Origin of the sequence: Dysgonomonas mossii DSM 22836 (assembly GCF_000213575.1) — a bacterium.
GTDB lineage: Bacteria > Bacteroidota > Bacteroidia > Bacteroidales > Dysgonomonadaceae > Dysgonomonas > Dysgonomonas mossii.
In genome coordinates this window covers 102775-125525 of sequence record NZ_GL892006.1, presented here as the reverse complement: position 1 = coordinate 125525, position 22751 = coordinate 102775, and the positions used below count along the sequence as shown (strand labels likewise).

At 37.5% G+C, this 22751-nt stretch carries 20 protein-coding genes; 8 read left to right on the top strand and 12 right to left on the bottom strand.

The annotated features are described in order from the left end of the window. The first annotated feature begins 37 nt into the window (after positions 1-37). Complete coding sequence (locus HMPREF9456_RS07415; RefSeq protein WP_006842879.1) at positions 38-781, top strand: NUDIX hydrolase; 744 nt, start codon at positions 38-40, stop codon at positions 779-781. A gap of 35 nt (positions 782-816) precedes the next feature. On the opposite strand, the gene HMPREF9456_RS07410 is transcribed toward HMPREF9456_RS07415, so the two are convergent. From HMPREF9456_RS07410 to HMPREF9456_RS07370, 9 genes are all read right to left on the bottom strand, one after another. After that, the gene (locus tag HMPREF9456_RS07410; protein ID WP_006842878.1) at positions 817-2115 is read right to left on the bottom strand and encodes a sensor histidine kinase; all 1299 of its coding nucleotides are present in this window, start codon (positions 2113-2115) and stop codon (positions 817-819) included. A gap of 5 nt (positions 2116-2120) precedes the next feature. Next, positions 2121-3488 carry a sigma-54-dependent transcriptional regulator gene (locus HMPREF9456_RS07405; RefSeq protein ID WP_006842877.1) on the bottom strand — a complete coding sequence of 456 codons (1368 nt, stop codon included), beginning with the start codon at positions 3486-3488 and terminating at the stop codon, positions 2121-2123. A 41-nt stretch (positions 3489-3529) separates the two neighbouring features. Further along, positions 3530-5011, bottom strand: a complete 1482-nt coding sequence (locus tag HMPREF9456_RS07400) for a TolC family protein (RefSeq protein WP_006842876.1) — start codon at positions 5009-5011, stop codon at positions 3530-3532. Positions 5012-5032: 21 nt separating this feature from the next. Further along, positions 5033-6289, bottom strand: a complete 1257-nt coding sequence (locus HMPREF9456_RS07395) for an FtsX-like permease family protein (RefSeq protein WP_006842875.1) — start codon at positions 6287-6289, stop codon at positions 5033-5035. A 4-nt stretch (positions 6290-6293) separates the two neighbouring features. Then, positions 6294-7553: an ABC transporter permease gene (locus HMPREF9456_RS07390; RefSeq protein WP_006842874.1), complete on the bottom strand. Its 1260-nt coding sequence runs from the start codon at positions 7551-7553 to the stop codon at positions 6294-6296. 26 nt (positions 7554-7579) lie between these two features. Beyond that, positions 7580-8833, bottom strand: coding sequence for an ABC transporter permease (locus HMPREF9456_RS07385; RefSeq protein WP_006842873.1), 1254 nt, complete (start codon positions 8831-8833; stop codon positions 7580-7582). A gap of 4 nt (positions 8834-8837) precedes the next feature. Further along, positions 8838-10121 carry an ABC transporter permease gene (locus HMPREF9456_RS07380; protein WP_006842872.1) on the bottom strand — a complete coding sequence of 428 codons (1284 nt, stop codon included), beginning with the start codon at positions 10119-10121 and terminating at the stop codon, positions 8838-8840. 31 nt (positions 10122-10152) lie between these two features. Beyond that, positions 10153-10821, bottom strand: a complete 669-nt coding sequence (locus HMPREF9456_RS07375; protein WP_006842871.1) for an ABC transporter ATP-binding protein — start codon at positions 10819-10821, stop codon at positions 10153-10155. Positions 10822-10928: 107 nt separating this feature from the next. Continuing rightward, a complete protein-coding gene (locus HMPREF9456_RS07370) occupies positions 10929-12173 on the bottom strand; it encodes an efflux RND transporter periplasmic adaptor subunit (RefSeq protein ID WP_006842870.1) in 1245 nt (414 codons plus the stop codon). Positions 12174-12431: 258 nt separating this feature from the next. Between HMPREF9456_RS07370 and HMPREF9456_RS07365 the strand changes: the two genes are divergently transcribed. Both HMPREF9456_RS07365 and HMPREF9456_RS07360 read left to right on the top strand, forming a co-directional pair. Next, complete coding sequence (locus tag HMPREF9456_RS07365) at positions 12432-13568, top strand: AAA family ATPase (protein WP_006842869.1); 1137 nt, start codon at positions 12432-12434, stop codon at positions 13566-13568. Beyond that, the gene (locus HMPREF9456_RS07360; protein WP_006842868.1) at positions 13568-14284 is read left to right on the top strand and encodes a DUF4276 family protein; all 717 of its coding nucleotides are present in this window, start codon (positions 13568-13570) and stop codon (positions 14282-14284) included. The genes HMPREF9456_RS07365 and HMPREF9456_RS07360 overlap by 1 nt, the downstream gene beginning before the upstream one ends. A gap of 20 nt (positions 14285-14304) precedes the next feature. On the opposite strand, the gene HMPREF9456_RS07355 is transcribed toward HMPREF9456_RS07360, so the two are convergent. Both HMPREF9456_RS07355 and HMPREF9456_RS07350 read right to left on the bottom strand, forming a co-directional pair. Then, a complete protein-coding gene (locus HMPREF9456_RS07355) occupies positions 14305-15159 on the bottom strand; it encodes a metallophosphoesterase (protein ID WP_006842867.1) in 855 nt (284 codons plus the stop codon). After that, complete coding sequence (locus HMPREF9456_RS07350) at positions 15149-15772, bottom strand: inorganic pyrophosphatase (protein WP_006842866.1); 624 nt, start codon at positions 15770-15772, stop codon at positions 15149-15151. Before HMPREF9456_RS07350 ends, HMPREF9456_RS07355 begins: the two co-directional genes overlap by 11 nt. A 561-nt stretch (positions 15773-16333) precedes the next feature. On the opposite strand from HMPREF9456_RS07350, the gene HMPREF9456_RS07345 reads away from it, so the two are divergent. The 4 genes from HMPREF9456_RS07345 (at position 16334) to HMPREF9456_RS07330 (ending at position 20484) form a co-directional block, all read left to right on the top strand. Next, positions 16334-16783, top strand: a complete 450-nt coding sequence (locus HMPREF9456_RS07345) for a deoxycytidylate deaminase (RefSeq protein WP_006842865.1) — start codon at positions 16334-16336, stop codon at positions 16781-16783. Further along, the gene (locus tag HMPREF9456_RS07340; RefSeq protein ID WP_006842864.1) at positions 16784-18505 is read left to right on the top strand and encodes a S41 family peptidase; all 1722 of its coding nucleotides are present in this window, start codon (positions 16784-16786) and stop codon (positions 18503-18505) included. 173 nt (positions 18506-18678) lie between these two features. After that, entirely contained in the window at positions 18679-19236 is a 558-nt protein-coding gene (locus tag HMPREF9456_RS07335) for a 5-formyltetrahydrofolate cyclo-ligase (protein ID WP_006842863.1), read from the top strand. A gap of 108 nt (positions 19237-19344) precedes the next feature. After that, positions 19345-20484 carry a hypothetical protein gene (locus tag HMPREF9456_RS07330; RefSeq protein ID WP_006842862.1) on the top strand — a complete coding sequence of 380 codons (1140 nt, stop codon included), beginning with the start codon at positions 19345-19347 and terminating at the stop codon, positions 20482-20484. A 51-nt stretch (positions 20485-20535) separates the two neighbouring features. Here HMPREF9456_RS07330 and tsaD read toward each other — a convergent pair whose 3' ends face one another. After that, complete coding sequence (gene tsaD / locus HMPREF9456_RS07325) at positions 20536-21552, bottom strand: tRNA (adenosine(37)-N6)-threonylcarbamoyltransferase complex transferase subunit TsaD (RefSeq protein WP_006842861.1); 1017 nt, start codon at positions 21550-21552, stop codon at positions 20536-20538. A 173-nt stretch (positions 21553-21725) separates the two neighbouring features. On the opposite strand from tsaD, the gene gldB reads away from it, so the two are divergent. After that, complete coding sequence (gldB, locus tag HMPREF9456_RS07320; RefSeq protein WP_006842860.1) at positions 21726-22715, top strand: gliding motility lipoprotein GldB; 990 nt, start codon at positions 21726-21728, stop codon at positions 22713-22715. Positions 22716-22751 lie beyond the last annotated feature (36 nt).

Below are 22751 nucleotides of genomic sequence, written 5' to 3'. Positions count from 1 at the left end.
TGACTCATCATTTTAATAGGATATAGATACCTAGATTATGAAGGATTTAACGAAGTTGACGTATGAAGATCATACCGCAGAGAACTCACACCCAGGCTTTTCGGTAGATTGTGTTATAATAGCTTTTCACAAGGGAAAAATAAAAGTTCTGCTGAGAGATTTTGGCATAAACAATTATAAGGCTCTATTAGGCGGTTTTGTTTTTAATGACGAAAGTGCAGATCAAGCGGCACACAGGATACTAGAACTGTATACCGGGTTGAGCAATATTTTCCTAAAGCAATTTGCATTGTTTAGTGATCCCAACAGAACTATCATGAAACAAAACTTAGACTATGTAGCTCAATATAGCTCGGTAAGGAATGATGGTAAATGGCTGTTAAGGCGATTTATAACAATGGGCTACTTTGCTTTGGTGAGGTATGATGAGGTAAATGACTTTGTATCCGAAAAAAAGCAATTGCATTGGTATGATATAAATAAATTGCCTGCTATGTATTCAGACCATGAGCTTATTATAAAAAAAGCACAAGAGTCAATCAAACTTTTAATGCCAATAATACCAATCGGATATGAGCTGCTTCCCGAGAAATTCATGATGACCGAATTGAGAAAGATTCATGAAATATTTTTAAACAAGAAGCTTGACAGGCGCAACTTTCAACGAAAAATACTTCAGGAAGGATTTGTTATTCAACTGGACGAACGAAAAGAGGGCAAAGAGTATAATGCTCCTATTTTATATAGTTTTATTTCTCCCGATATCAAGGATACGATGTGATAGTTTCTCTCTAATAAAAATACAAATGGCTGTTGTTAGAAAAAGATCTCGAATTTTGTCCGGCCATTTTCCGATTTCAAATCAAATTTGCAATTATGATTAAGCAAGACTTCACGAACAAACATTAAACCGATTCCCTGACCTGTTTGCTTGGTAGTAAAGAAAGGTGTGAATAGTTTTTGTTTTGTTTCTTCCGGTATATCCGGCCCATTATCTTCAATGGTGATGGAAAGAGGCTGTGAGGTAGTGATGATATTTATATCTCCATTTTTATCTATTGCTTCGTAGGCATTTTTTACAATATTGACGAGTACTTGTTCGAACTGTATACTGTCGATACATGCTAAGTCTTTTTCGGTAGTCAGATTCAAATTAAGATTTATATTTCTTTTTAAGCATTCTGCTCGGGAGAGAGATTCTACAGACCGTGCCAATTCATTTATGCTTACATCGGATACCGACGGTTCAGGGATTTTTACAACTTCGGCAAAATTGCTGATAAAATGTCCCAAATGCTTACATCTATCGAATGATGCATCTACAGCTGGTAAAACATCGATCAATTCGCTGTTTTCATTCTGCTGTAATATATCCGAGATAACATTAAGGGTAGAACTTACTGCACCCACCGAATTGTTTACTTCATGTGCCATCATACGGATAATGCCTTCGTATGATTTTTTCTCAATCTTCAATAGTTCATGTGTCAACTCTTCGATGAGGATAAAAGGATGCGCAAACCCTCTGTCTATAAACGAAGAGCGGGAACAACGATACATTGTTATACCCGAACTGCGTATCACTACATCTTCTCCTTGCTTTAGTTTGCTTAGTTGATCTCCTATATTTATTCCCGATTCATCCAGCTTTTTGTTTTTTACGTCATTGATATTGTTTATACTCAACAGCCGTAGTCCGGATGGGTTAACCTCTGTGATTTTATCATCAAAATCTAAAATGATAACCCCCTGTGGGGATGCTTGTATAAGCAAATCAAGAAAATGATTTTTCTCTCTCACTTGCAGCCTTTCGTCTTTCAATTGATCCATCATCTTATTGAAAATCTCAATCAGCTTGTTGGCTTCGCTATCGGAAACGGGACGCAGACGAGTCGAAAAATCCTGTTCTTTTAGTAGTTCCATACCATCGCTAATAATCTGGTATGGTTTTATAAGTCGGTAGTAAAGGGTGATAAAAAATATAATAGCAAGGATAGCGATTCCTTCTATAAGTAGAAATTTATATAAGTCTGTTCTAAAAAAAACAAACCCTACAGTCAATAGAGAGCCAAAAACAAGAACGGCTAATATCCAGAATAAGATTTTTGATTTCATAGCCCCTAATCATTTGTGCTTATTCCATATTTCTCCAGCCTTCTGTATAATGCTTGTCTGCTTACACCTAGTGCTGTTGCCACCTTCGAGAGATTACCACCATATAGTTCCATTGCTTTTTCTATCATCTTTTTCTCCAATTCGTCTAAAGGATAGATAGAGTCGGGGAGTGTAGACGATGAATTGGGGATTGCTATATATTGATCTTTGAAATCGCTATCGGTAAGTATGTTTTTACCTGAGACGAGAATAACTCTGTCTACCAGATTTTTTAATTCTCTTATATTTCCGGGATATGGTAATCTTTTCAAGAAGCTGATTGCTTCTGATGTAAATTCAATATTTTCTAATCCGTTTATTTCGACTTGTTTTTTTGCGAAATGTTTTACAAGTAGTGGAATGTCATCTATCCGCTCACGCAAAGCCGGAACTCTTATTGTGATAAGGTTGATCCGATAGAACAGGTCTTCTCTGAATGTGCCTTTAGAGACCATGTCGGCAAGATTGCGATTGGTTGCACTAATGACACGTACATCAACTTGCTTTTGCTTGCTGTCACCTAACGATTCAAACGTTTTATCCTGCAACACCCTTAATAATTTCACCTGACATGCCGCATCTAATTCTCCTATTTCATCGAGGAATATACTTCCTTTATTTGCTAATTCGAAGCGACCAATTCTGTCATAATGAGCATCGGTAAATGCTCCTTTTTTATGACCAAACATTTCACTTTCGAAAAGAGATTGTGAAATACCCCCTAGGTTTACCTTCACAAAAGGATTCTTCTTTCTGTCGCTGTTCTCGTGAATAGCCTCAGCTATAAGTTCTTTTCCTGTACCACTTTCGCCTGTAATAAGGATAGAGGCATTTGTTTTGGCTACCCGTGAAATTGTATTGAATACATTTTGTAAGAGGGGAGATTTGCCTATGATTTTATCATTTCGGAAAGCTTCGTCGCTACTGATCTGTGAATTGTTTCCGGCTGCCTCTTTTTCACTTCCCTCCTTTAACTGTATAGCTGTCTGAATGGTGTTCAGTAACGCCATATTGTTCCAAGGCTTAGTGACAAAATCAAAAGCTCCGGCTTGTATCCCCCTTACTGCAAGGTTGATCGATCCCCATGCCGTAATAAGTATAACAGGTACGTGAGGATAATAAATTTTTACTTGCTTCAGTAAAGTAAGACCTTCTTCTCCGCTTGTCCCTTTGGTATAATTCATATCCATCAGTATAAGATCGGGAGACGTTGCTTTTACAAAAGCTATTGCCTCTTGAGGGGATGTTGCACTAGCTGTTTCATATCCGGCCCTTTTTAATACTAAAGAAAGGGATGAACGTATAGCAGCATCGTCGTCACAGATCAGTATCATAAAAATTTTCGTTCTAGTGGATAAAAATAATGATTTTGAAGTTAATCAACAATCTTATCGTAATCAGCAGATATTTCTTTATTGCTTAAGAAATCGTACAAGGTCAGACTTCTTATCTGATAATAATATGACCATAGCAGATACATCTGTTCGATATAATTACGTCTGGCTTCATCTTTCGAAGATTGGGAATCGTTCAGGTTTAATACATCAATTTTACCTAATACAAACGCTTCGATAGAGGTATTGTAACGTTGCTGTGCAATTATATCTGTTTCTTTTGCCAGTTCCAATTGCTTCGACTGACTATTAAAGTTCTGTACACGAAGATATACATTTTGATTGAAATCTATTTGCTCTTTTTCTATCTTAGAGTTTTCCACTTCACGATTAGCTTCAGCTATTTTTACTTTTCCTTTGCTTTTGCCCCAATCCAAGATCGGTATTTTGATACCAACATTAACGACTTGGTTGTTTCTCCAGTTGTTGCTGTTGAAGGCTTGCGCAAAACGGTCTTCCTGTCCCGACATTCCAAATGAAACAAACAATGTCGCATTCCAACGGTCTGCTTTTGCCTGGCTTACATCGCGAGACGCTTCCAGCATTCTTTTCTGGATATTCTGCGTAAAGGGGTTGTTTTCTCGTGCCAATGTTACCACCTGCGGATAAGACAAAATCGGCATTCTACTTAGAAGCCCTTCCGGTATAGCGGGCTTAATGATAATGTCTTCTCCATACCCAAGGAAGGAACGCAACTGAAACATTCTTGAACTTAAAGAGGCTTGCGCATCTGTGAGGTATGACTCCGCTTTTAGTAATGAGACTTTCAGTTGCAATAAATCATTTTCTGAAATTTGTCCTATTTTTCTTCTTGCTTCGGCTATCGTATAGAGCTTCTCTGTGTTTTTTAGATTTTGCTGTGCTATTTCCATATTTATTTGTCCCAAGAGCAAATTGAAATAGTATTGGATTGCGGTATTAGATACATCTTCCATATCTGCGACCAATTGCTGTTTTGCTCCCTGATACTTTACCGGCTCTATTTTTTGTAACCATTTCACACGGTTGAACCCAAAAATAGGTTGTTGGAGTGTTATCGATCCGGGAATTGCCATATACCTTGTAGAACCGTTGCCTCCGTATTGCTCTAATCTTTGAAAACTGCTTTCTACGGAGAGTGTAGCACCTGTTAATGGGATATTTTGGGATATGGATATTCCTGCGTCTATTTTACTATAGTCGTTGCTAACAAATGTGTATGTTCCGTCCGAATTCTGAAATGGATTGTATGATTTAGAATAGTAGGGCAGGGTAGTATTTAGTGTTACTTCGGGCAACAATTCGGCTTTATATGTTCTATATCCCCAATAACTTGATTTAAATTGGTTGCGGGCTACAACAGCATCTACCGAAATAGAGACACTTCGTTGAATAGCATCAGGAAGATTTACTGTAATCGTATCCTGTGCCCTCAAACCTGTAAATAAAGCCAGCAATAGTATAGAGGAAAAAATCTTTTTCATACTCTTTGTTTTGTTTCTGTTTTATTCGTCTCGCAGAGCTTCTGCCGGTTGTATCCTTGATGCCCTCCACGATGGATAAAGTACTGCCGATATTGATATTGTGATCAGGATCAAAGCAGTAAATAAATAATTGATAAAATATTGGCTTATCTGTATTGGCTCTTCACCTCTATCTATGGATGGTACGCCAATATCTCTTAGAATATCCGCCAAAGCGATGTTTATGCATATCGGCGTGGCTATAAGACTGGCTAATAGCAATAAGAAGAGAGTTTCGAGAATGAATAAAGCTTTTATATTCATTCGGGTTGATCCTACAGCTACTCTCAATCCAATTTCATTACGTCGGGTCTGTATCCTAAACCAGAATGTGCCTACCACAGCAAGAAAGATATTTATGAAAAGGAACGATGATATAGAAAAGATACTTTTGAAGTTATTATCGTATTTGTTCCATTTCATAAAGTCTTTTCTAAGATCACTGATAGATGTCACAGACGATAAAAAATAAGGATCCATCGCAATTTGTTCTTGCATATCTTTTGTAAATCGTTCAATGAAATTTTTATCGGCTTCGGCTTTTACCCGTACACAAATTTCGATTCCATCAAAATAGACTGTTTCCCTGTCGTTTGTGGATAATAATGTGTAAACTATTGGATTGTGTTCGTCAAACTCACTCCTCTTGGAAGATGCTGCAACTCCTATTACTTGTTTGTTTTCGTTATCTCCGGTTACGAGCGATTTTATTTGTTTGGCATCGTGCTTCAAAAATTGATTATCTTTATTACCGCTGATAACTATATTATCCGTGCTATTCCAGCTCTCTACTTGTCCTTGTTGCAAGTTGATTTTAAAAACATTGAAATAGTCAGGACTAACCGATTTGAACTGAATGTAATCAACCATTGTATCCAAAGAGGCTTTATTGCTCATAAATGAACCCGAATAGGGAACAGCAGCCGAAGAGAGACTTATATATTCTATATCAGGATATTTCTTTATACGATCTACGATAGTCCATACGATGTTGACTAATGAATCTTTTTGAGCATCCGTTCCATTATTTATAAGTACATGACCTTCTTCTTTTATACCCATATTGATGTTGTAAACGTGTTCTACATTATAGCCTGTCGGCTCTAAGTAACGTTTTGTGAAAAAATAGATATAATCTACACAAAACCAAAGGATGCAAAAGACCAATACGAGCTCGAACAATATCCAAACGTTGATTTTTCGCTCACTCCATATTATTTTAAAAATTTGCTTTATCATATTGTTACATGTTTTTTTTGTTCAAAGAATCAACTATGGCTGCTTTTGACGCTCTGTATGCCGGTATGCCTGCCGAAAGAAGGTTGAGCACAAAGCATGCTAAGAATACACCGATCAATACAGGGTATGATATCAAAGCATGAATTGGTATAGCACTCTCTGCCCCTACATCGAGTAGCCAGCTTTTGAGCCACATTACAATGAAGTATGACAATATCAATCCTATAATACCTCCTATGAAAGTTGTAATTAGATTTTCGAACAAAATCTGAATCAGTATTATATATTTTTTCGCTCCGAAAGCTTTTCTTACTCCTATTTCTTCGATTCGTCTTTTTATTTGAGACATGCTAAAGCTGGATAGGTTAACTGCCGGAATGAGAAGTAAAACGGTAAAAATGAATATCATTTTTCTATTGGCTGTTTTTTCATCCGGTTTCATATCCCTGGTTTCTTGCATTAATAGTTGTCTCTGATTGTAAGGCCCATGAAACGTTATATTGTTTTCGGGGTCGCCACTATCAAATTTTCGTTGAGCTTTCTGTATTTCCTCCGTTAATGCTGTTGCGTCTTTTTTATCCCTCAATAGGTATAGAATGTGATAGCTCCTGTTGTTGTACCCATTCTTCGAGGTATATGGTATATACGCTTCTCCGTATCCGTATGTAAAGGTCTGGGGCACGTCTTTTATAATACCGATCACTTTGTATAGCTTAAAGTCTATTTCTATATTTTTGCCTAAAGCTTCATTGTTCCCAAACACTTTTTTTGCAAGATTTTGGGATATCACAGCATTGCGTATGCCCGATTTAAAGTCTTCTTCTGTAAATGGTTTTCCATCCAGAAAAGTAAAGGATAGTACTTTCCAGTAACTAGCGTCTACCATTTTGATCTCCGATAAGAAACGTTCGTTCGCATTCTCCTTTTTTACCATAAACTGATTGCCATTCCATGCTTTGTCAACAGCAGTAGTATATTCGGGCGTTTTAAATTCCGAGAGGTAATTTTTATACAATTCGTAGCTGATTGTACTTTGCCATATCCTGCTTTTAGTTTGATCCTTACTCTTTTTGGTATAGCGTTTCACATAGAAGGTCTTACTTCTGTTTACTTCAGGTGCTATATCTACATGCTTAATGGAGTCGGTCACTATGATGACCATAACCATCATTATAGCCAATGCTGTACCTGTGATAGTGATTATGCTGATAAACTTGTTTTGTTTCAGCATTCCCAAAGCCTGTTTGAAATATACTTTATACATATATTATTCTGTTTTATTCAAAATTCTTATTCGTTTCGCAATACTTCTGTCGGATTTGTTTTTGTAGCCCTGTATGCCGGATACCATACACCAACAAGGATTATTAGAGCCATAATAGAATAGGTGATCGATATGCCGATTATAAAGCGTAAAAAAGTGAATGCTACCCAATCGAGATGTACAAGTTCAAATAGTCCGAAATTGAGCGCTATAATTATAGTAGGTATCATGACTGCAGATAGTAATAACAGACCTTCTGTGATAACCAGCAGTTGGAGTTTAATTTTTGATGAGCCTAAGGCGATACGTAGTCCGAGTTCACTTTTTCGTTGCTGTGTACGAAGACCGAATACACCCGATACACCTAAAAAAATATTGATAAGAAGAAATCCTAAAAGAAAAGTTCTGACGAACATCGTACTCTCTTCAGGCCCTACTGCAGCCTTTCTGATATAGGAACTTGGGCGTACATCCATCAGATAAATATTACCAACCATAATCTTAGATGCCATATCTTTTATAAATTTGTCGATGAAATCATCTTTTATGTCCGGTTTCACACGTATACACAGCTCAATTTGAGATAGGTTGTCAGAGTTTACATTCTTTATGATTTCCTCCTCAGACAAAAGTGTATAGAATGAGGGGTTAGCTTTAAAGTATTCAGTCCATCTTACAGGTACATACTCCCCTGTAATCTGTTTTTCTTCGCCATTCTCTCCTACAATGATATTCTTGCCAATAGCTTCCTCTCCCTTTAATAACTCAGTTGCAGCATTTGCAGATATTATCACAGAATGCCTATTCAACGCTTGTTTTAAATCTTTTTGAGTGATAGATTGTGTTTTAAAAACGTCAAAAAAAGAAGGGGTAACTTTATATTCCTGAGCTGATACACCCATTTTATTATAAGACAGTTTTTTATAATATGCCTGACTATAAGGTGTAGCCGCATAAGGCTGTGACGCTATAGACAGCGATACTGATTCTATCGGTGGATACTGACGTATCAGCTCCATTATGCTTAATAGATCTTCTCCGCTAGTCGTTGTTTTTTCATCGGGAGAGATATAATTTTCACTGTCTTCAAGGCGTTCATTCAAATCGATGCGATAAGTGTTTTCTATATTATAACCGAAGGGTATATTTCTAACTGATCTCAGCACCGCCATATAGTCAACTATATACCAAAGACATATCGAAACAAAGAGTAATTCGGCTAGTATCCAATAATTACTTTTGCGCTGATTAATTATTATCTTGAAAATTTGTTTCAACATAGCTTTAGTCTTCTCTTAAAGATTTAACAATCGATGCAGATGACACTCTCCATGCGGGTATTCCTGCACTTAAAAGGTTTATAATTACACAGAAGATAAACGTCAAAAGAAAGGTACCCGGAGTTATAAAAACAGAAGGGTTAAAATGAGGCTCAATATCCAAACCAAAGTAATTATTATAATTAAAACCATAGTCGCTTATAAAATGAACTGTAATGAATGATAGTAATAAACCTAAACCGCCGCCAATAAGAGAATATACCATTTGTTCGCTCAATACTTGCCAGATGAGGGTTTTTCTAGTAGCACCGTATGCCTTTCGAACTCCCAATTCGACGATTCTTCTTCTCATGCGAAACAATGTGAGACCAGATAAATTAATGGCGGGTACAATTAGAAGGATCAATATAAATCCGATATCCGATAAATATGACCTTTGCATATCGGGATATCCCGGTCCAAACCGATGATCCTCTACATACCGGGTGTCCGGTTGTCCGTAAAACTCTACACTATAGTTGGCTAATGTGGTATTATAGCGGCTCACCTGTTGATTTGTTTCTGTACGTATGGCATCAAAATCTTTCGAAGAATGCGCTATAATCTGACATTTATACATCCCTGTTATTCCTTCCATATCTGCACTTTGTGTTTTGTGTATAGATGTGAGGGGAATCCATGCATGAGCATAAGTGGCTACCGTTATCGGTGAGAGATCTTCTACTATGCCAGATACTGTGTATGTAATAAAGTTTAGCTGCATTTGTTTTCCTACCACATTTTTTATGCTTCCAAAAATTGTGCGTGCCAATTTTTCACTGATAACGATTTTCCTTATACCCGAATCGAAATCTTCTTTATTATATCCCTTTCCATCAATGAACTTAAAGTCAAATGCTTTCCAGAAAACATCATCTGTATACAATACATAACATCTTTTCTGATTGCCTCCTCCCGGTAAAGTAGCCAGATGAGAATGAATAAATGATGATATGGTAACAGCTTCGGGTGTTTTTAATGACTGAAAGCACTCCTTGATTGTTTTTAAAGACATAAAACCGTTAATGACAAAATTTCCTGTGTTTTTTTCTTTCACCCCAACCCATTTTACATATAAAGATCGCGAGCGGTTGGTCTCCGGTTCAATATCCATTGTTTTAGCTCGTATGGCAACAAGTAACGATATAATTATGCCGATAGAAAGAGCAACACCCATGATGGATATAAAAGCCGAATAAGGATTGTCCTTAATTGTTCTTATGGCTTGTTTGAAGTAGCTTATTTTCATTTTTTCCCTTCTAGCTTAGCTCATATTAATTCTATTCTACACGTCTTCCGTCGAAGAAACGAACGATGCGTTTAGTCGTTTTTGCTATCAGCTCGTCGTGTGTTACCATTACTATTGTTGTACCTTCGTTATTCAACTCAAACAGTAGATCCATAATTTCCGTACCCATCTTGCTGTCAAGGTTTCCGGTAGGCTCATCGGCCAAAATGATTTGTGGATTGCCGATAATGGCACGAGCTATGGCTACACGCTGACACTGCCCTCCGGATAGTTGAGACGGGAAGTGTTTCATACGGTGCGAAAGACCTACTTTCTCCAACACATGCTTTGCCAATTCGCGGCGGCTAGTGTCTCCAGACTTGCGATAAAGAAGAGGGAGTTCCACATTGTCGAGTACGTTTAGTGAATTTATAAGATGGAAACTTTGAAAAACAAACCCAAGTGTTTTATTGCGGAACTCAGCCATCTCTTTATCTTTCATCTTGTTTGTTTCTGTACCATTGATGAGTACCTTACCGTTGGTTGCAACATCGAGTAGCCCCATAATATTTAGCATAGTACTTTTGCCACAACCTGATGGTCCCATAACGGACAGAAAATCTCCTTTCTCGACTTCTAGATTTACATTTTCCAATGCTACTGTTTCTACTTCTTTCGTCCGATAAATTTTTGTAATCCCTTGTAAATTGATTATTGACATAGTGCTGATATTTTATGTATGATTATTTTTTTATTTACTTTTATACTCTTCCTTCGATTAGGAAGAGTATAAAAGATCTCCCTAAAATTATATTACCTATTATAGAATTAATTTATTTTTAATTTCTGCTTGTTTTTATACTGGTTCATATCTGATATAATTACCTGCTCGCCTTTCTCGAGACCGCTTATCACTTCTACATATTCGAAGCTACTTTCGCCTAGTTTTATTTTTTTCTTTTCCGCCTCTCCGTTTTTCACTACCCAGAGCTCATACTCTCCGGCTCCTATATAATAGGTCGAATTCGGAATTCGTAATACATCATCCTGTATTCCATGAGTAACATATACATCTGTTTTCAGACCACTCCTGAGGCGTGAATTACCCGAGTCTTTTAGCATGACAGTGAAATTAATTACGCCATTCTTTACCGAAGGGGTTATATTCACGACCGTTCCTTCCAGCTGCAATTGTCCGATTTTTATTATTGCTTTAGCTCCCGAACTCAGTTTCTCGGCATAGCTATCGGCTATTTCGGTCAATACCTTAAAGTGACTTAGGTCTGAGATAATCGCTATTTGTGTTCCGGCAGAAACTTGCGAACCAATTTGGTTATTTACATACGTAAGCGTTGCTTTCTGAGGTGATAATATACGAGCATCCTTTAAGAGACGGGCACTTTCAGCCAGCGACTTTTCGAATATACTCAGGTCAAGTTGTTGGACTTTGACCTCGGCTGATGCATTTTTCTTTTCATTTACTATTTGTTGTTTTAGCTGTTGGAACTCAAGTTTTGCCACTTCATAGTTCAATGCAGCTTGGCGTACCTTGTCTGAGGTACTTGCCCCGATGCTATCCAGATATCTTTCGTTCTTAAGCTCGGTTTGTAGTTGCTTGAGCTTCATATCCTTTACTTGCAGCTGCATTTGAAGATCCGAAATTGTATTGTCGAGACTCACTTGAGACTGGATCAGTTTGCTTTTCTTCATTTCTTTTTCGTCCAGCTTCTGTTTGTAGTCTGTTTCTATCGACGCCAGTTCGAGCTTTAAGATCGGTTCATCTTTGTTAACCGAATCTCCCGCTTCTTTATATACCTCCAGTATCCTGCTATTGATAGGAGATACAATAATTTCTTCGGTCAGAGGAATCACTTTGCCCGATGCATTTACCGTTACTTCGATCGTTCCTCTGTCAACAGTTCCTATAATTACATTTTTCGAAGAAATCGAACCTTGCAGAAAGTTTACTACGATAATAACTACTATTGCCAAACCTACTATAATAGCACCATATCGTATGATCTGTTTGCGTCTTTCTTTGCGTTGCTCACTTAATGGTATCTCTCTGTCCATTTCTAATGTTTTATTATTCTACTTATTTATATCAAGTCGTATGCCGAAAATGTAAATTATATATAATCAATCGTTTATGCTTTTTGTAAATGTCCGATATCGGACGACTTGTTCGGAAGTAATCATTCTTAAATGCCTACTTATAAAGAATCAGTTGATGAATCTGTAATTGAATTCTCTACCGAAGATTATTTACAGAGAGAAAAAGTGTATATTTGAGGAGGTAAATTTTATACTCTTTGTAAAATATATAACCAAATGATAATTCGTGCATTAAAATATATTCGTTATGCGGGTGAACCTCGCGAATGGAGTATCGTAGGCAGTAATGATGATTATGCTTACTTTGATAATCTAAATCTTTTGGTGGGCAAAAACGCATCCGGAAAAAGCCGAACATTAAATCTGATAAGACAGATTGCAAACTTATTTTCGGGACAGATTAATTTAAAGCAGACTGTTAGTCCTAGCGAAGACTTTGAAATTATTTTCACTGAAGGTGAGAATACATATAAATATATACTTGGCTTCAAAAACAGGGTTGTCACGAAAGAGGTTCTGATATTTGATGATAAAGTCTTATTAGATAGAGAAAAGAAGATATTCATTGATCTTGATAATAATAGACTTGAAGCGGATGTATCCGATAATCAACTGGCTATTACTTTGCAAAACGACGAAGGGAAATCCTATTACGAAAGTTTTGTAGAGTGGGGGAGGTCCCTCCGAAACTATATGTTTGCAAACCAGTTGGAGAAAAAGAGATTAGTGAAGGATTACGTCGGGGGGGAAAACAATAAAGATATTGATGACCCGGAGACTTTGATTCACGCTTTCTACAAGGGGAGAGAGCTGTTCGGTGAAGACTTCATATCAGAGATTCTTTCGAGCATGCAGGATTTGGGCTATGATATTTCTAAAATCGATATAGAAGAGGTTGACGGACTTTATGGATTATGCGTTGAAGAAGATTGTAAATATACTGTATCCCAACGTGAAATGTCTCAGGGCATGTATCGGGCTCTGTCTTTATTGATATTGTTGCATTATGCGAAATTAAAGAATATTTCATTTTGTATGTTGATTGATGATATTGGAGAAGGTCTTGATTTTGAAAGCTCGAAGAAAATAACAGACATTGTTATTAAGAAGGTGAATAAATCCAATATGCAATTCTTCATGACCACCAACGATCGCTACATAATGAACCAAATACCGCTTCGCTATTGGTCTGTAATAGGTAGGGATCATAGCAAATCAATATTCTACGATTATACAAATTCGAAAGATACTTTTGAAGACTTTAAATATACGGGACTTAATAACTTCGATTTTTTGGCCACAGACTTTTACCAGAAAGGTTTTGGCATTATGGATGAGGATAATAACGTTTGATGAGACGCATTGCTTTTTTCGTTGAAGGACAGACTGAGCAGATTTTTATAAATCGCTTGATAAAGGAAGTCTTTGGCTATAAACAGATTAATATTATTCAGAAACAATTTCGTGGAGGATCTAATATACCCAAACAAGAGATTGTTCGGAACTCGTTATTTTCTCGAAATCCGAAGTACGAAGTGCTTATTTTTGATTGTGGCTCAGACAACAGGGTAAAATCGGAGATATTGGATAACATTTCTAACCTTCGACAACGAGGATATGAGATGATAATAGGTGTCCGTGATCTTTATCCTATACCGATAGATGATTTGGAGAAGCTGGAAAAAGGTTTGCGCTTCTTGCCGAATAAACTGAGAGCTGATGCTCCATATTTTGATATTGTAATTGCAATACACGAGATAGAAGCCTGGTTTATGGCAGAAACAAATCACTTCAAGAGAATAGACAAACGGCTGACAGGACGATTTATAAAAGATAGGCTTGGGTTTGATCCTTATGTCATAAACTCAGAGTCGAGAGTGCATCCGGCTAAAGATCTGGATAATATCTATAGGCTTGTAGGTAAGTCGTATACAAAGAAATATAACGCTACTGTGAGGGTTGTAAATAAATTAGACTTTAATCGTATCAGGCATCAGGTACGCTACGATGTCGGATCTTTGGACAGGCTGTTAAGCGTAATTGATCTTTTCAAAGGAAATAAGAAATAACTAGTTTTTTACTTCTGGTTTTATTCCTGCTCTAGGGTTATTTCCACAATCTCGGGTTGTGCGAAAAAACGGAATGGAAATCCACCCATACCAACGCCCGAAGTAACGTATAATTTTGTTTTATCCTTTTCTTTCCAACCATACCTGTATTTTTGTCCCGTTTGCATATATTCGGGATGACTGGTCGCCGGCATAATGGGAGCATACAGTCCAAGAAGTGTTATTTGTCCTCCATGTGTGTGACCCGACAGCATGAGGTCTACAAGGTCTGTGTCTAGCAATTCCATATAGTCGGGGTTATGAGACAGTAATATGCAGAAGTTGTTTTGCTTCACATCACCGATTGTATTCTCTATAATCTGCACATCTTCCCAAAGATCTCCTACACCTCCGATTTTTATACTGTCATTGCCTTCTTTTATCCAGTATGACTCATTGTCGCAGATATGAAAGCCACAATTACTAAAGCCTTGCTGTATCAGCTTGGCATCTTCCCAGTGGTCATGATTGCCCAATACTGTGTATACTCCGTATTTACTTTTCAGCTTTCTTATTTCCTTAAAGAAAGGATGTGAGTATGTTGTGTCTTTTAAGGTATTATCCCCTCCGATAAACACCATGTCGGGGTTTCGTTCATTGATTCTCTCTACCAGCCGTGCCACGTCTTTACCCGTGAAGTATTTTCCGGAGTGAATGTCCGATACAAAGATTATCTTCTTTCCTACAAAAGCATCGGGAATATCTTTGCTTCGGAATGTCAGTTCTTTCAGCTTTATATTCCGTGCTTCCAGATATCCATATATAAGACAGATACTGGCAATCATTACGGCTGCCAGCGAAAAATAAGCCAGATATTTCTTCCTCTTATTTGTCACTCCTATATTTGTTATCGTAGTCTTTTATCGAGCGGCGTATAACCTCGTGTGCTGTTTTTACATCGTATGTGCCTGTAAGAATACAGCGAGGAGACTTGTCTCCGGGTAAATCCTTATAGGTAGTAAAGTAGTGTTTCAGACGGTCTATTACCATTGGCGGTACGTCCGATATATCTTTGTATGCACCGTAGATAGCATCATTTTCGAGTACAGCAATAAGCTTATCGTCGGCTTTGTTGTGATCTAGTAATCTGAAACCTCCTATGGGTCTGGCTTTCACTATTATATCTCCATGTGTGATGTCTTTCTCTGTCAGAACACAAATATCTACAGGGTCGTTATCTCCTTCTATATCAGTTCTTCCCAACTCATTGTTTGTAAGCTCTGCTACAAGGTCGGCACTATACGTTTGAGGGATAAACCCATAAAGGGCAGGGATGATGTTTGAGTACTTCTGTGGTCTGTCGATGCTAAGGTAACCGGTTTCTTTGTCAACCTCGTATTTAACTGTGTCGGTAGGTACTATTTCGATAAAGCATGTTACTACGTGAGGTGCATTGCTTCCGGCATTTATTCCATGCCATGGATGTGCTTTAAATTGATGGTCGTTCATAACAAATCTTAAAAACTTATAATGTGTATCTTATTTTTGCTGCAAATTTAAAGCAATATTTTTGTTTCACCTAAAATACCGACTTTTATAACTCAAGACCTTTCGGTTACGAATCCCCAAATTCAAATCACTATCTATAAAAAGGTAACAATATTTACAATATTCTGCTTTACCGATTATTTATTGTAACCTATTGATATGATATGTCTTGACGGTGTGTCTGCTATCAAAAGGTGACAAAAGTAACACCTTTCGAACCATATTTCACTGTCACTTTATATCCTCCTTTGCTCTTTGGCTCAGTTTGTTCCTTGGGTTCTTATAACAGCGACGTTTTAGCTCACAATCTGTTTCAACTATTTCAAAGATCTCTATAAGAGATAATTCTTAGAAGAAAAAGCAATGGTGTCGACCTTCTTTTATCTATCATTTATAAATAAAATTTAATATGCCTCTACAGTGGTCAAAAAGGGAATTTGTGGATTATATAAAAATTAACTAAATACTTTAAATCGTGAACTTTTCATTATCTTTGTGTTCGAATTTTTAGAACGTAATTTCATGAGCGATGACAAACAAAGGTTGCTCGACGAGCGATACATGAGGATGGCGGCTATTTGGGCCGAAAATTCGTACTGTAAGCGCAGAAAAGTAGGTGCCCTTATTGTAAAAGATAAAATGATTATATCCGATGGGTATAATGGTACTCCTTCAGGATTTGAGAATATTTGCGAAGATGAAAACAACGAAACCAAAGCATATGTTCTGCATGCCGAAGCTAATGCAATCACGAAAGTAGCCTGTTCGCATAACAGTAGTCTTGGGGCTACAATGTATGTGACTACATCGCCTTGCATAGAATGTGCAAAACTTATAATTCAGGCGGGCATAACGCGGGTTGTGTATAATCAGAAATATCGGCGTACAGATGGAGCTTCTCTTCTCGAACGTGCGGGAGTAGAGGTCGTATTTATAGATATAGAAACTAACACAGAGGGATCGGAAGATTAAATGGAAAGCGATAAGAACTTGAACAACAATTGGGAAGGGACAAACAGCAAAATGACAGAGAACAATAATAGTAGTAAAACTAAAAAAGGAGGAAGGGGTATTTATATCTGGCTTCCGTTGTGCATTGCTGTAAGTGTTGCTGTTGGTATCTTTATAGGAAATGCTTATTCTATATTTGGTTCGGGAAGCGGATTTTTAGGGCGAAAAGGCAATAAGCTCGACGTTGTACTCGACTATATCAATAAGTCTTATGTAGATACGGTAAATGTAGATGCGCTGATCGAAAATGCTATACCAACCGTATTGGCCGGATTAGATCCGCACTCAGATTATATTAGTGCAGATATTATGAACCGCAAAGATGACGAACTGGAAGGTCATTTTAGTGGTATCGGCGTTGAGTTTATTATATTGAATGATACGCTGACAATTGTAAAAGCCATACCGGGCGGACCTTCTGAAGCTGTCGGTATACAGGCCGGAGACAGAGTTGTAACTGTCAATGATTCTCTGTTTGTAGGCAAAGGAATAAATGAAAATAAAGTCTACAGCACACTCAAAGGGCCTGAAAAGACCCAGATCAAAATAGGAGTGAAGAGACAAGGTCGTGACGAGTTGATTCCATTTGTAGTAACCAGAGCCTTTGTGCCTGTGAAGAGTGTGGATGCATCGTACAAGCTTGATAATAAGATAGGATACATAAAGGTAAGCAAGTTTGGCAGCACAACGTATAACGAATTTATTTCGGCAATAGCTAAATTGAAAAGTCAGGGTTGTGAATCTTTTGTTGTAGACCTGCAACAAAACACAGGAGGGTACATGGAAGCTGCCATAATGATGGTGAATGAATTCCTTGCCAACGGAGAGCTTATTTTGTATACTGAAGGAAGAGCTTATCCTCGTGAAAATTATTATGCTGATAATTCGGGTACATGCAAGCAAAGCCAGATTGTAGTTCTTCTCGATGAAACAAGCGCATCAGCCAGTGAGATATTTGCCGGAGCTATACAGGACAACGACAGAGGATTGATCGTCGGTCGCCGTTCGTTTGGTAAAGGATTGGTACAGGCTCAATATAAGTTCAACGATGGTTCTGCTATGCGACTCACAATAGCCCGATATCACACACCATCTGGTAGATGTGTACAGAAGGCATACGAAAAGGGAGACCGTCAGACATATAGTATGGATCTGTATAACAGATATAGCCGAGGAGAATTTGACAATAGAGATAGTATCAAGTTCGATAATCTACCTCTTTTCCATACTCTTTCGGGAAGACCGGTGTATGGTGACGATGGCGTTTTATCCGATGTTTTTGTTCCTCGCGATACGACAGGTATCAATTCGTACTACATGCGAGTAGCGAATAAAGGGTTGCTCAGAGAGTTTAGCTATGTGTACACCGAAAAGAACAGAGATAAACTGAAGAGCTTTAAAACATGGACTGATGCTGCAAAATATTTATCAACACAGCCTATTGTCGATAATTTTGCAGACTATGCCTATACAAAGGGAATCCGTAAACAGCCATATTTGATAGATGAATCGCGCAAGCTTCTTCAAACACAGCTCGAAGCATTTATTATACGCAATTTCTTCAGCGAAGACAATTTCTATGAAATGTTCCAAAGAGATGAGCAGATGATAAAAGAAGCGGTAAGATTGCTCAAGGCGAATAAGGCTACGCCCGATGCCATAAAGAAAGGAGCATATAAATAATGTGGATTGGTTATGATATAATATAAAACAGAAGGATAAAAGTAGAACTCTACTTTTATCCTTTTTTCTTGTATTCGTTCTATTTAAGTAGAAATTAGAAAAAGAAATGTATTTTTGTTGAAGGAATTAATTATACAAACAAAATATCTCCAACGGAACAAAGAAAATAAAGGATGAATATAGCACAGCAAAAAGAAAAACTGAGAAAAGAAATATCCTTGTTAAAGAAACAATATTCAGCTGACGACTTATACAATCGTTCGGAAGAAGTATTATCGGTTTTGGAAATAACAGGAGCATTTCAGCAGGCAAAAACTATATTTATTTATAATAGCATGGACGATGAGGTGCAGACCCTCGATTTTATCAACCGTTGGAGTGCTGAAAAGAATTTCTATTTGCCAGTTGTGGTTAAGGATGATATTGTTTTCAGAAAATATGTTCAGGATACCACATTGAAGCAATCTTCGTATGGTATAATGGAACCATTGGGTGATAATTTTACCGATTATAAAAAGGTGGATTTAATTATTGTTCCCGGTGTAGCCTTCGATCGAAAGATGGGGCGTCTGGGCAGAGGCAGAGGGTATTATGATCGCTTCTTGTCTCTCATTTCGGCTCCTAAAATGGGTATATGTTTCGAATTTCAGCTTCTGGATACTATTCCTGTTGATACGAATGATATAAAGATGGATTATATTGTCTCTGAAAATGAATTTATTTGGAAATAAAGAAATATTATTTCATTTAATTATGAGTTTAAGGGGATATATTAAATAAATAAAAAATCCATATATTTGCGTTCTGAAAATAAGTTTATTCTCCATATTATTTAATCTATGTCTATAATCATTAAGGAGGTTAAAGAAGATGATAAAGCTTTGAAAAAAGCATTTATTAAATTTCCTACCGATGTTCTTTATAAAAATTCTCCATATTATGTACCTTCTCTTGTTCTGGATGAACTGGGTACGTTGAATGAAAAAGAGAATCCCGCATTCGATTTTTGTGAAAAACAATTGTTCTTGGCATATAGAGATGGCGAGATCGTTGGCCGTATTGCCGGTATTATAAATCACACAGCGAATGAAATCTGGAATCAAAAAAATGCACGCTTCGGATTTGTTGATTTTATAGACGACAACGAGGTTGTCGATGCTTTATTCGATGCGGCAGGGAAGTGGGCGAAAGCCAAAGGTATGAATGTTATAGTAGGGCCTATGGGCTTTACCGACTTAGATCACGAAGGCTTGCTGATTGAAGGTTACGACCGAGAGTCGACAATGTCTACAACATATAGTTATCCGTATTACAGATATCAGATAGAACGCCTCGGATTTGAGAAGGATGCCGACTGGAATGAATATCGGATACCTGTTCCTGATTCTGTTCCTGAAAGGCATCAGCGTATCGCTAACATGGTGATGCAGCGATATGGACTGAAGGTACTTAAATTTAAAAGCCTAAAACAAATAACGCCGTACGTAAGTAAGATATTTGAACTGTTGAATGTTGCTTATAAGCCTTTATATGGCTTTGCTCCATTGACACAACGTCAGATAGACTACTATGTGAAAATGTATGTGCCATTGCTTCGCTGGGATCTGGTATCGATAATAATTAAAGAAGATACCGATGAGGTGGTTGGATTTGGTATAGCTATGCCGAGCCTTTCTCGTGGACTGATTAAATCTCGGGGACGATTCCTTCCATTTGGTTGGATAAATCTTTTGAGGGATCTCAAAAGTAAGAAAAATCCTGTCGTAGACCTTCTGCTGATTGGTATCTCACCCGAATATCAAGGGAAAGGTGTAAATGCTATAATCTTTAACGATTTTATACCATCTGCGTATAAGTGTGGCTTCAAGTTTGCGGAATCAAATCCCGAGTTGGAGATGAACAACAAGGTTGCTTCTCTTTGGGATGGATTTAATGCCGAGAATCATAAGAAAAGAAGAGCGTATAAGAAAAGTATATAAATAGAAAAAGGATTGTCTCGGTAGGCAATCCTTTTCTTTTTCTATCTCTGTTTACATTACTACCCTCGAGTATGGAGCAGCATCCATAGAGCAAAAATCTTTGTCTAAATACTTAAAATAACCGGTAATGGCTATCATTGCCGCATTATCTGTTGTATATCCAAACGGAGGGATATGTATTTTCCAGCCATAACGTTTTGCATGGTCTTCGAAAGCTGCACGAAGCCCCGAGTTTGCAGATACTCCTCCGGCTACGGCAACCTCATTTATATTGTAATCTTTGGCTACTCGTCTGAGTTGTTCCATCAGTACATCGATGATTGTCTTTTGTAATGACGCACAAAGATCTTCTTTATTCTTATCAATAAAGTCTGGGTCTTTTTTCAGTTCATCTCTCAAGAGGTATAGAAAAGAAGTTTTCAATCCGCTAAAGCTGTAATTATAACCCGGTATATGCGGTTTGTTCAATTTAAACTTGGTAGGATCACCTTCTTTTGCCAATCGGTCAACAACAGGTCCTCCGGGATAACCCAGTCCCATTACCTTCGCACATTTGTCAAAAGCTTCGCCTGCTGCATCGTCAATAGTTTGTCCTACTATCTCCATTTCTTTGTATGACTTCACAAGAATTATTTGTGAATTTCCACCCGAAACCAGTAGACACAAAAACGGATACTGTGGTTGGTTGTCATCATCTTTATTCTCTTTGATAAAGTGAGCTAAAACATGTCCGTGCAGGTGGTTAATATCAACCATAGGGATGTTTAATGCAGATGATAGACCTTTGGCAAATGATGTACCCACAAGCAACGAACCCATAAGTCCCGGACCTCGGGTAAATGCGATTGCAGAGAGATCTTCTTTGTTGACTCCGGCCTTTTTTAAAGCCTGATCTACTACCGGTATAATGTTCTGCTGGTGTGCTCGTGAAGCCAATTCGGGAACAACGCCCCCGTAACTTTCATGAACCTTCTGGCTGGATATTACATTTGACAAAAGCACCCCGTCTTGTATAACGGCTGCTGCAGTATCGTCACAGGAAGATTCTATTCCTAATATAGTTATCATTCGTTGGATTTATTTTTTTCTATAATAGACTATGCTTATTACTTGTCCCCAAATATATAATATATTGTTACATTCTTAGTTATAACATTATACATATATGTTTGTTTATAAAGCGGAACAAAATTAAAAAATATAAATTATCTTCGCAAAGAAGAAATCTTAAAAGGGAATAAATGAAAAATATAACTTACTTATTAGGTTTTATTATAATATCTTTCATCGGTTGTTCGGGCACAGTGAAAAGCGACAACAGACATTCGGCACAAGAGAGAGTAACCATTATACGCTTCGATAAAGATATATACAATTATATACAAAACCCTGATGCCGTAAAGGAAAAGTCTCTGACCGAAAAATATCCCTTGTTGCTCCCTGCTTTTGGACAAATTGCAATAAAGACGAATGATCAAGCGACGCTTTTCTCTCAACTTAGAGATTACTTTGCGAATGAAGACCTACTCAAAATATATCAGGATGTAGCAACTAAATATGCAGACGTCTCTGCATACGAAGATAAGTTGACTGCGGTAAACGCTTTGGTAGAAGAAAATTTTCCCGGTAAAAAACTACCTCGGTTAGCGATGCATGTTTCAGGCTTCAGGGCAAATGTAATTATCGTAAACAATCTTATATCTCTATCCATTGATAAGTATTTGGGTAGTGACTATCCGGCTTATCAAAGTTTCTTTCAACCATACGAACGCCTTCAAATGCAGCCTGAGGATATTGTAAAGGATTATATCAAAGCTTGGCTGATAAGTGATGTTATAAAGCCTGCCGATAATGAAACTCTTCTGTCTGCCATGATAGATGAAGGTAAGGTTTTGTATGCACTATCCATTCTGCTTCCCGGTGAGGATGCCGATAATCTGATAGGATATACATTCCAACAATCAGCCTGGTGCAAGAATAACGAAAAAGATATTTGGCAAAAGATAGTAAAAGAAAATTACCTTTATTCTACCGACCACATGCTTATCACTCGTCTCACTAATGATGCCGCTTCTACAACCGTAGTATCTCCTCAATCCCCGGGGCGTGTAGGCGCATGGATCGGTTGGCAGATTGTAAATCAGTATGCCAATAAGAAAGGGTTTTTACTGGAAGATATATTATCTATGGATGCGCAAACAATTTTGAAAGGCGCCAAATATAACCCGTAAAAAGTTATTAACAGCCCCTTGTTCAAAACTTAAGTC

Coding starts and splice junctions, on each gene's coding strand:
- HMPREF9456_RS07400 (WP_006842876.1), bottom strand. CDS start 5,011: ATGAAAAAGATTTTTTCCTCTATACTATTGCTGGCTTTATTTACAGGT.
- HMPREF9456_RS07380 (WP_006842872.1), bottom strand. CDS start 10,121: ATGAAAATAAGCTACTTCAAACAAGCCATAAGAACAATTAAGGACAAT.
- HMPREF9456_RS07395 (WP_006842875.1), bottom strand. CDS start 6,289: ATGATAAAGCAAATTTTTAAAATAATATGGAGTGAGCGAAAAATCAAC.
- HMPREF9456_RS07375 (WP_006842871.1), bottom strand. CDS start 10,821: ATGTCAATAATCAATTTACAAGGGATTACAAAAATTTATCGGACGAAA.
- HMPREF9456_RS07390 (WP_006842874.1), bottom strand. CDS start 7,553: ATGTATAAAGTATATTTCAAACAGGCTTTGGGAATGCTGAAACAAAAC.
- HMPREF9456_RS07370 (WP_006842870.1), bottom strand. CDS start 12,173: ATGGACAGAGAGATACCATTAAGTGAGCAACGCAAAGAAAGACGCAAA.
- HMPREF9456_RS07340 (WP_006842864.1), top strand. CDS start 16,784: ATGGAAAGCGATAAGAACTTGAACAACAATTGGGAAGGGACAAACAGC.
- HMPREF9456_RS07360 (WP_006842868.1), top strand. CDS start 13,568: ATGAGACGCATTGCTTTTTTCGTTGAAGGACAGACTGAGCAGATTTTT.
- HMPREF9456_RS07345 (WP_006842865.1), top strand. CDS start 16,334: ATGAGCGATGACAAACAAAGGTTGCTCGACGAGCGATACATGAGGATG.
- HMPREF9456_RS07350 (WP_006842866.1), bottom strand. CDS start 15,772: ATGAACGACCATCAATTTAAAGCACATCCATGGCATGGAATAAATGCC.
- HMPREF9456_RS07385 (WP_006842873.1), bottom strand. CDS start 8,833: ATGTTGAAACAAATTTTCAAGATAATAATTAATCAGCGCAAAAGTAAT.
- HMPREF9456_RS07335 (WP_006842863.1), top strand. CDS start 18,679: ATGAATATAGCACAGCAAAAAGAAAAACTGAGAAAAGAAATATCCTTG.
- gldB (WP_006842860.1), top strand. CDS start 21,726: ATGAAAAATATAACTTACTTATTAGGTTTTATTATAATATCTTTCATC.
- HMPREF9456_RS07330 (WP_006842862.1), top strand. CDS start 19,345: ATGTCTATAATCATTAAGGAGGTTAAAGAAGATGATAAAGCTTTGAAA.
- HMPREF9456_RS07415 (WP_006842879.1), top strand. CDS start 38: ATGAAGGATTTAACGAAGTTGACGTATGAAGATCATACCGCAGAGAAC.
- HMPREF9456_RS07410 (WP_006842878.1), bottom strand. CDS start 2,115: ATGAAATCAAAAATCTTATTCTGGATATTAGCCGTTCTTGTTTTTGGC.
- HMPREF9456_RS07405 (WP_006842877.1), bottom strand. CDS start 3,488: ATGATACTGATCTGTGACGACGATGCTGCTATACGTTCATCCCTTTCT.
- HMPREF9456_RS07365 (WP_006842869.1), top strand. CDS start 12,432: ATGATAATTCGTGCATTAAAATATATTCGTTATGCGGGTGAACCTCGC.
- tsaD (WP_006842861.1), bottom strand. CDS start 21,552: ATGATAACTATATTAGGAATAGAATCTTCCTGTGACGATACTGCAGCA.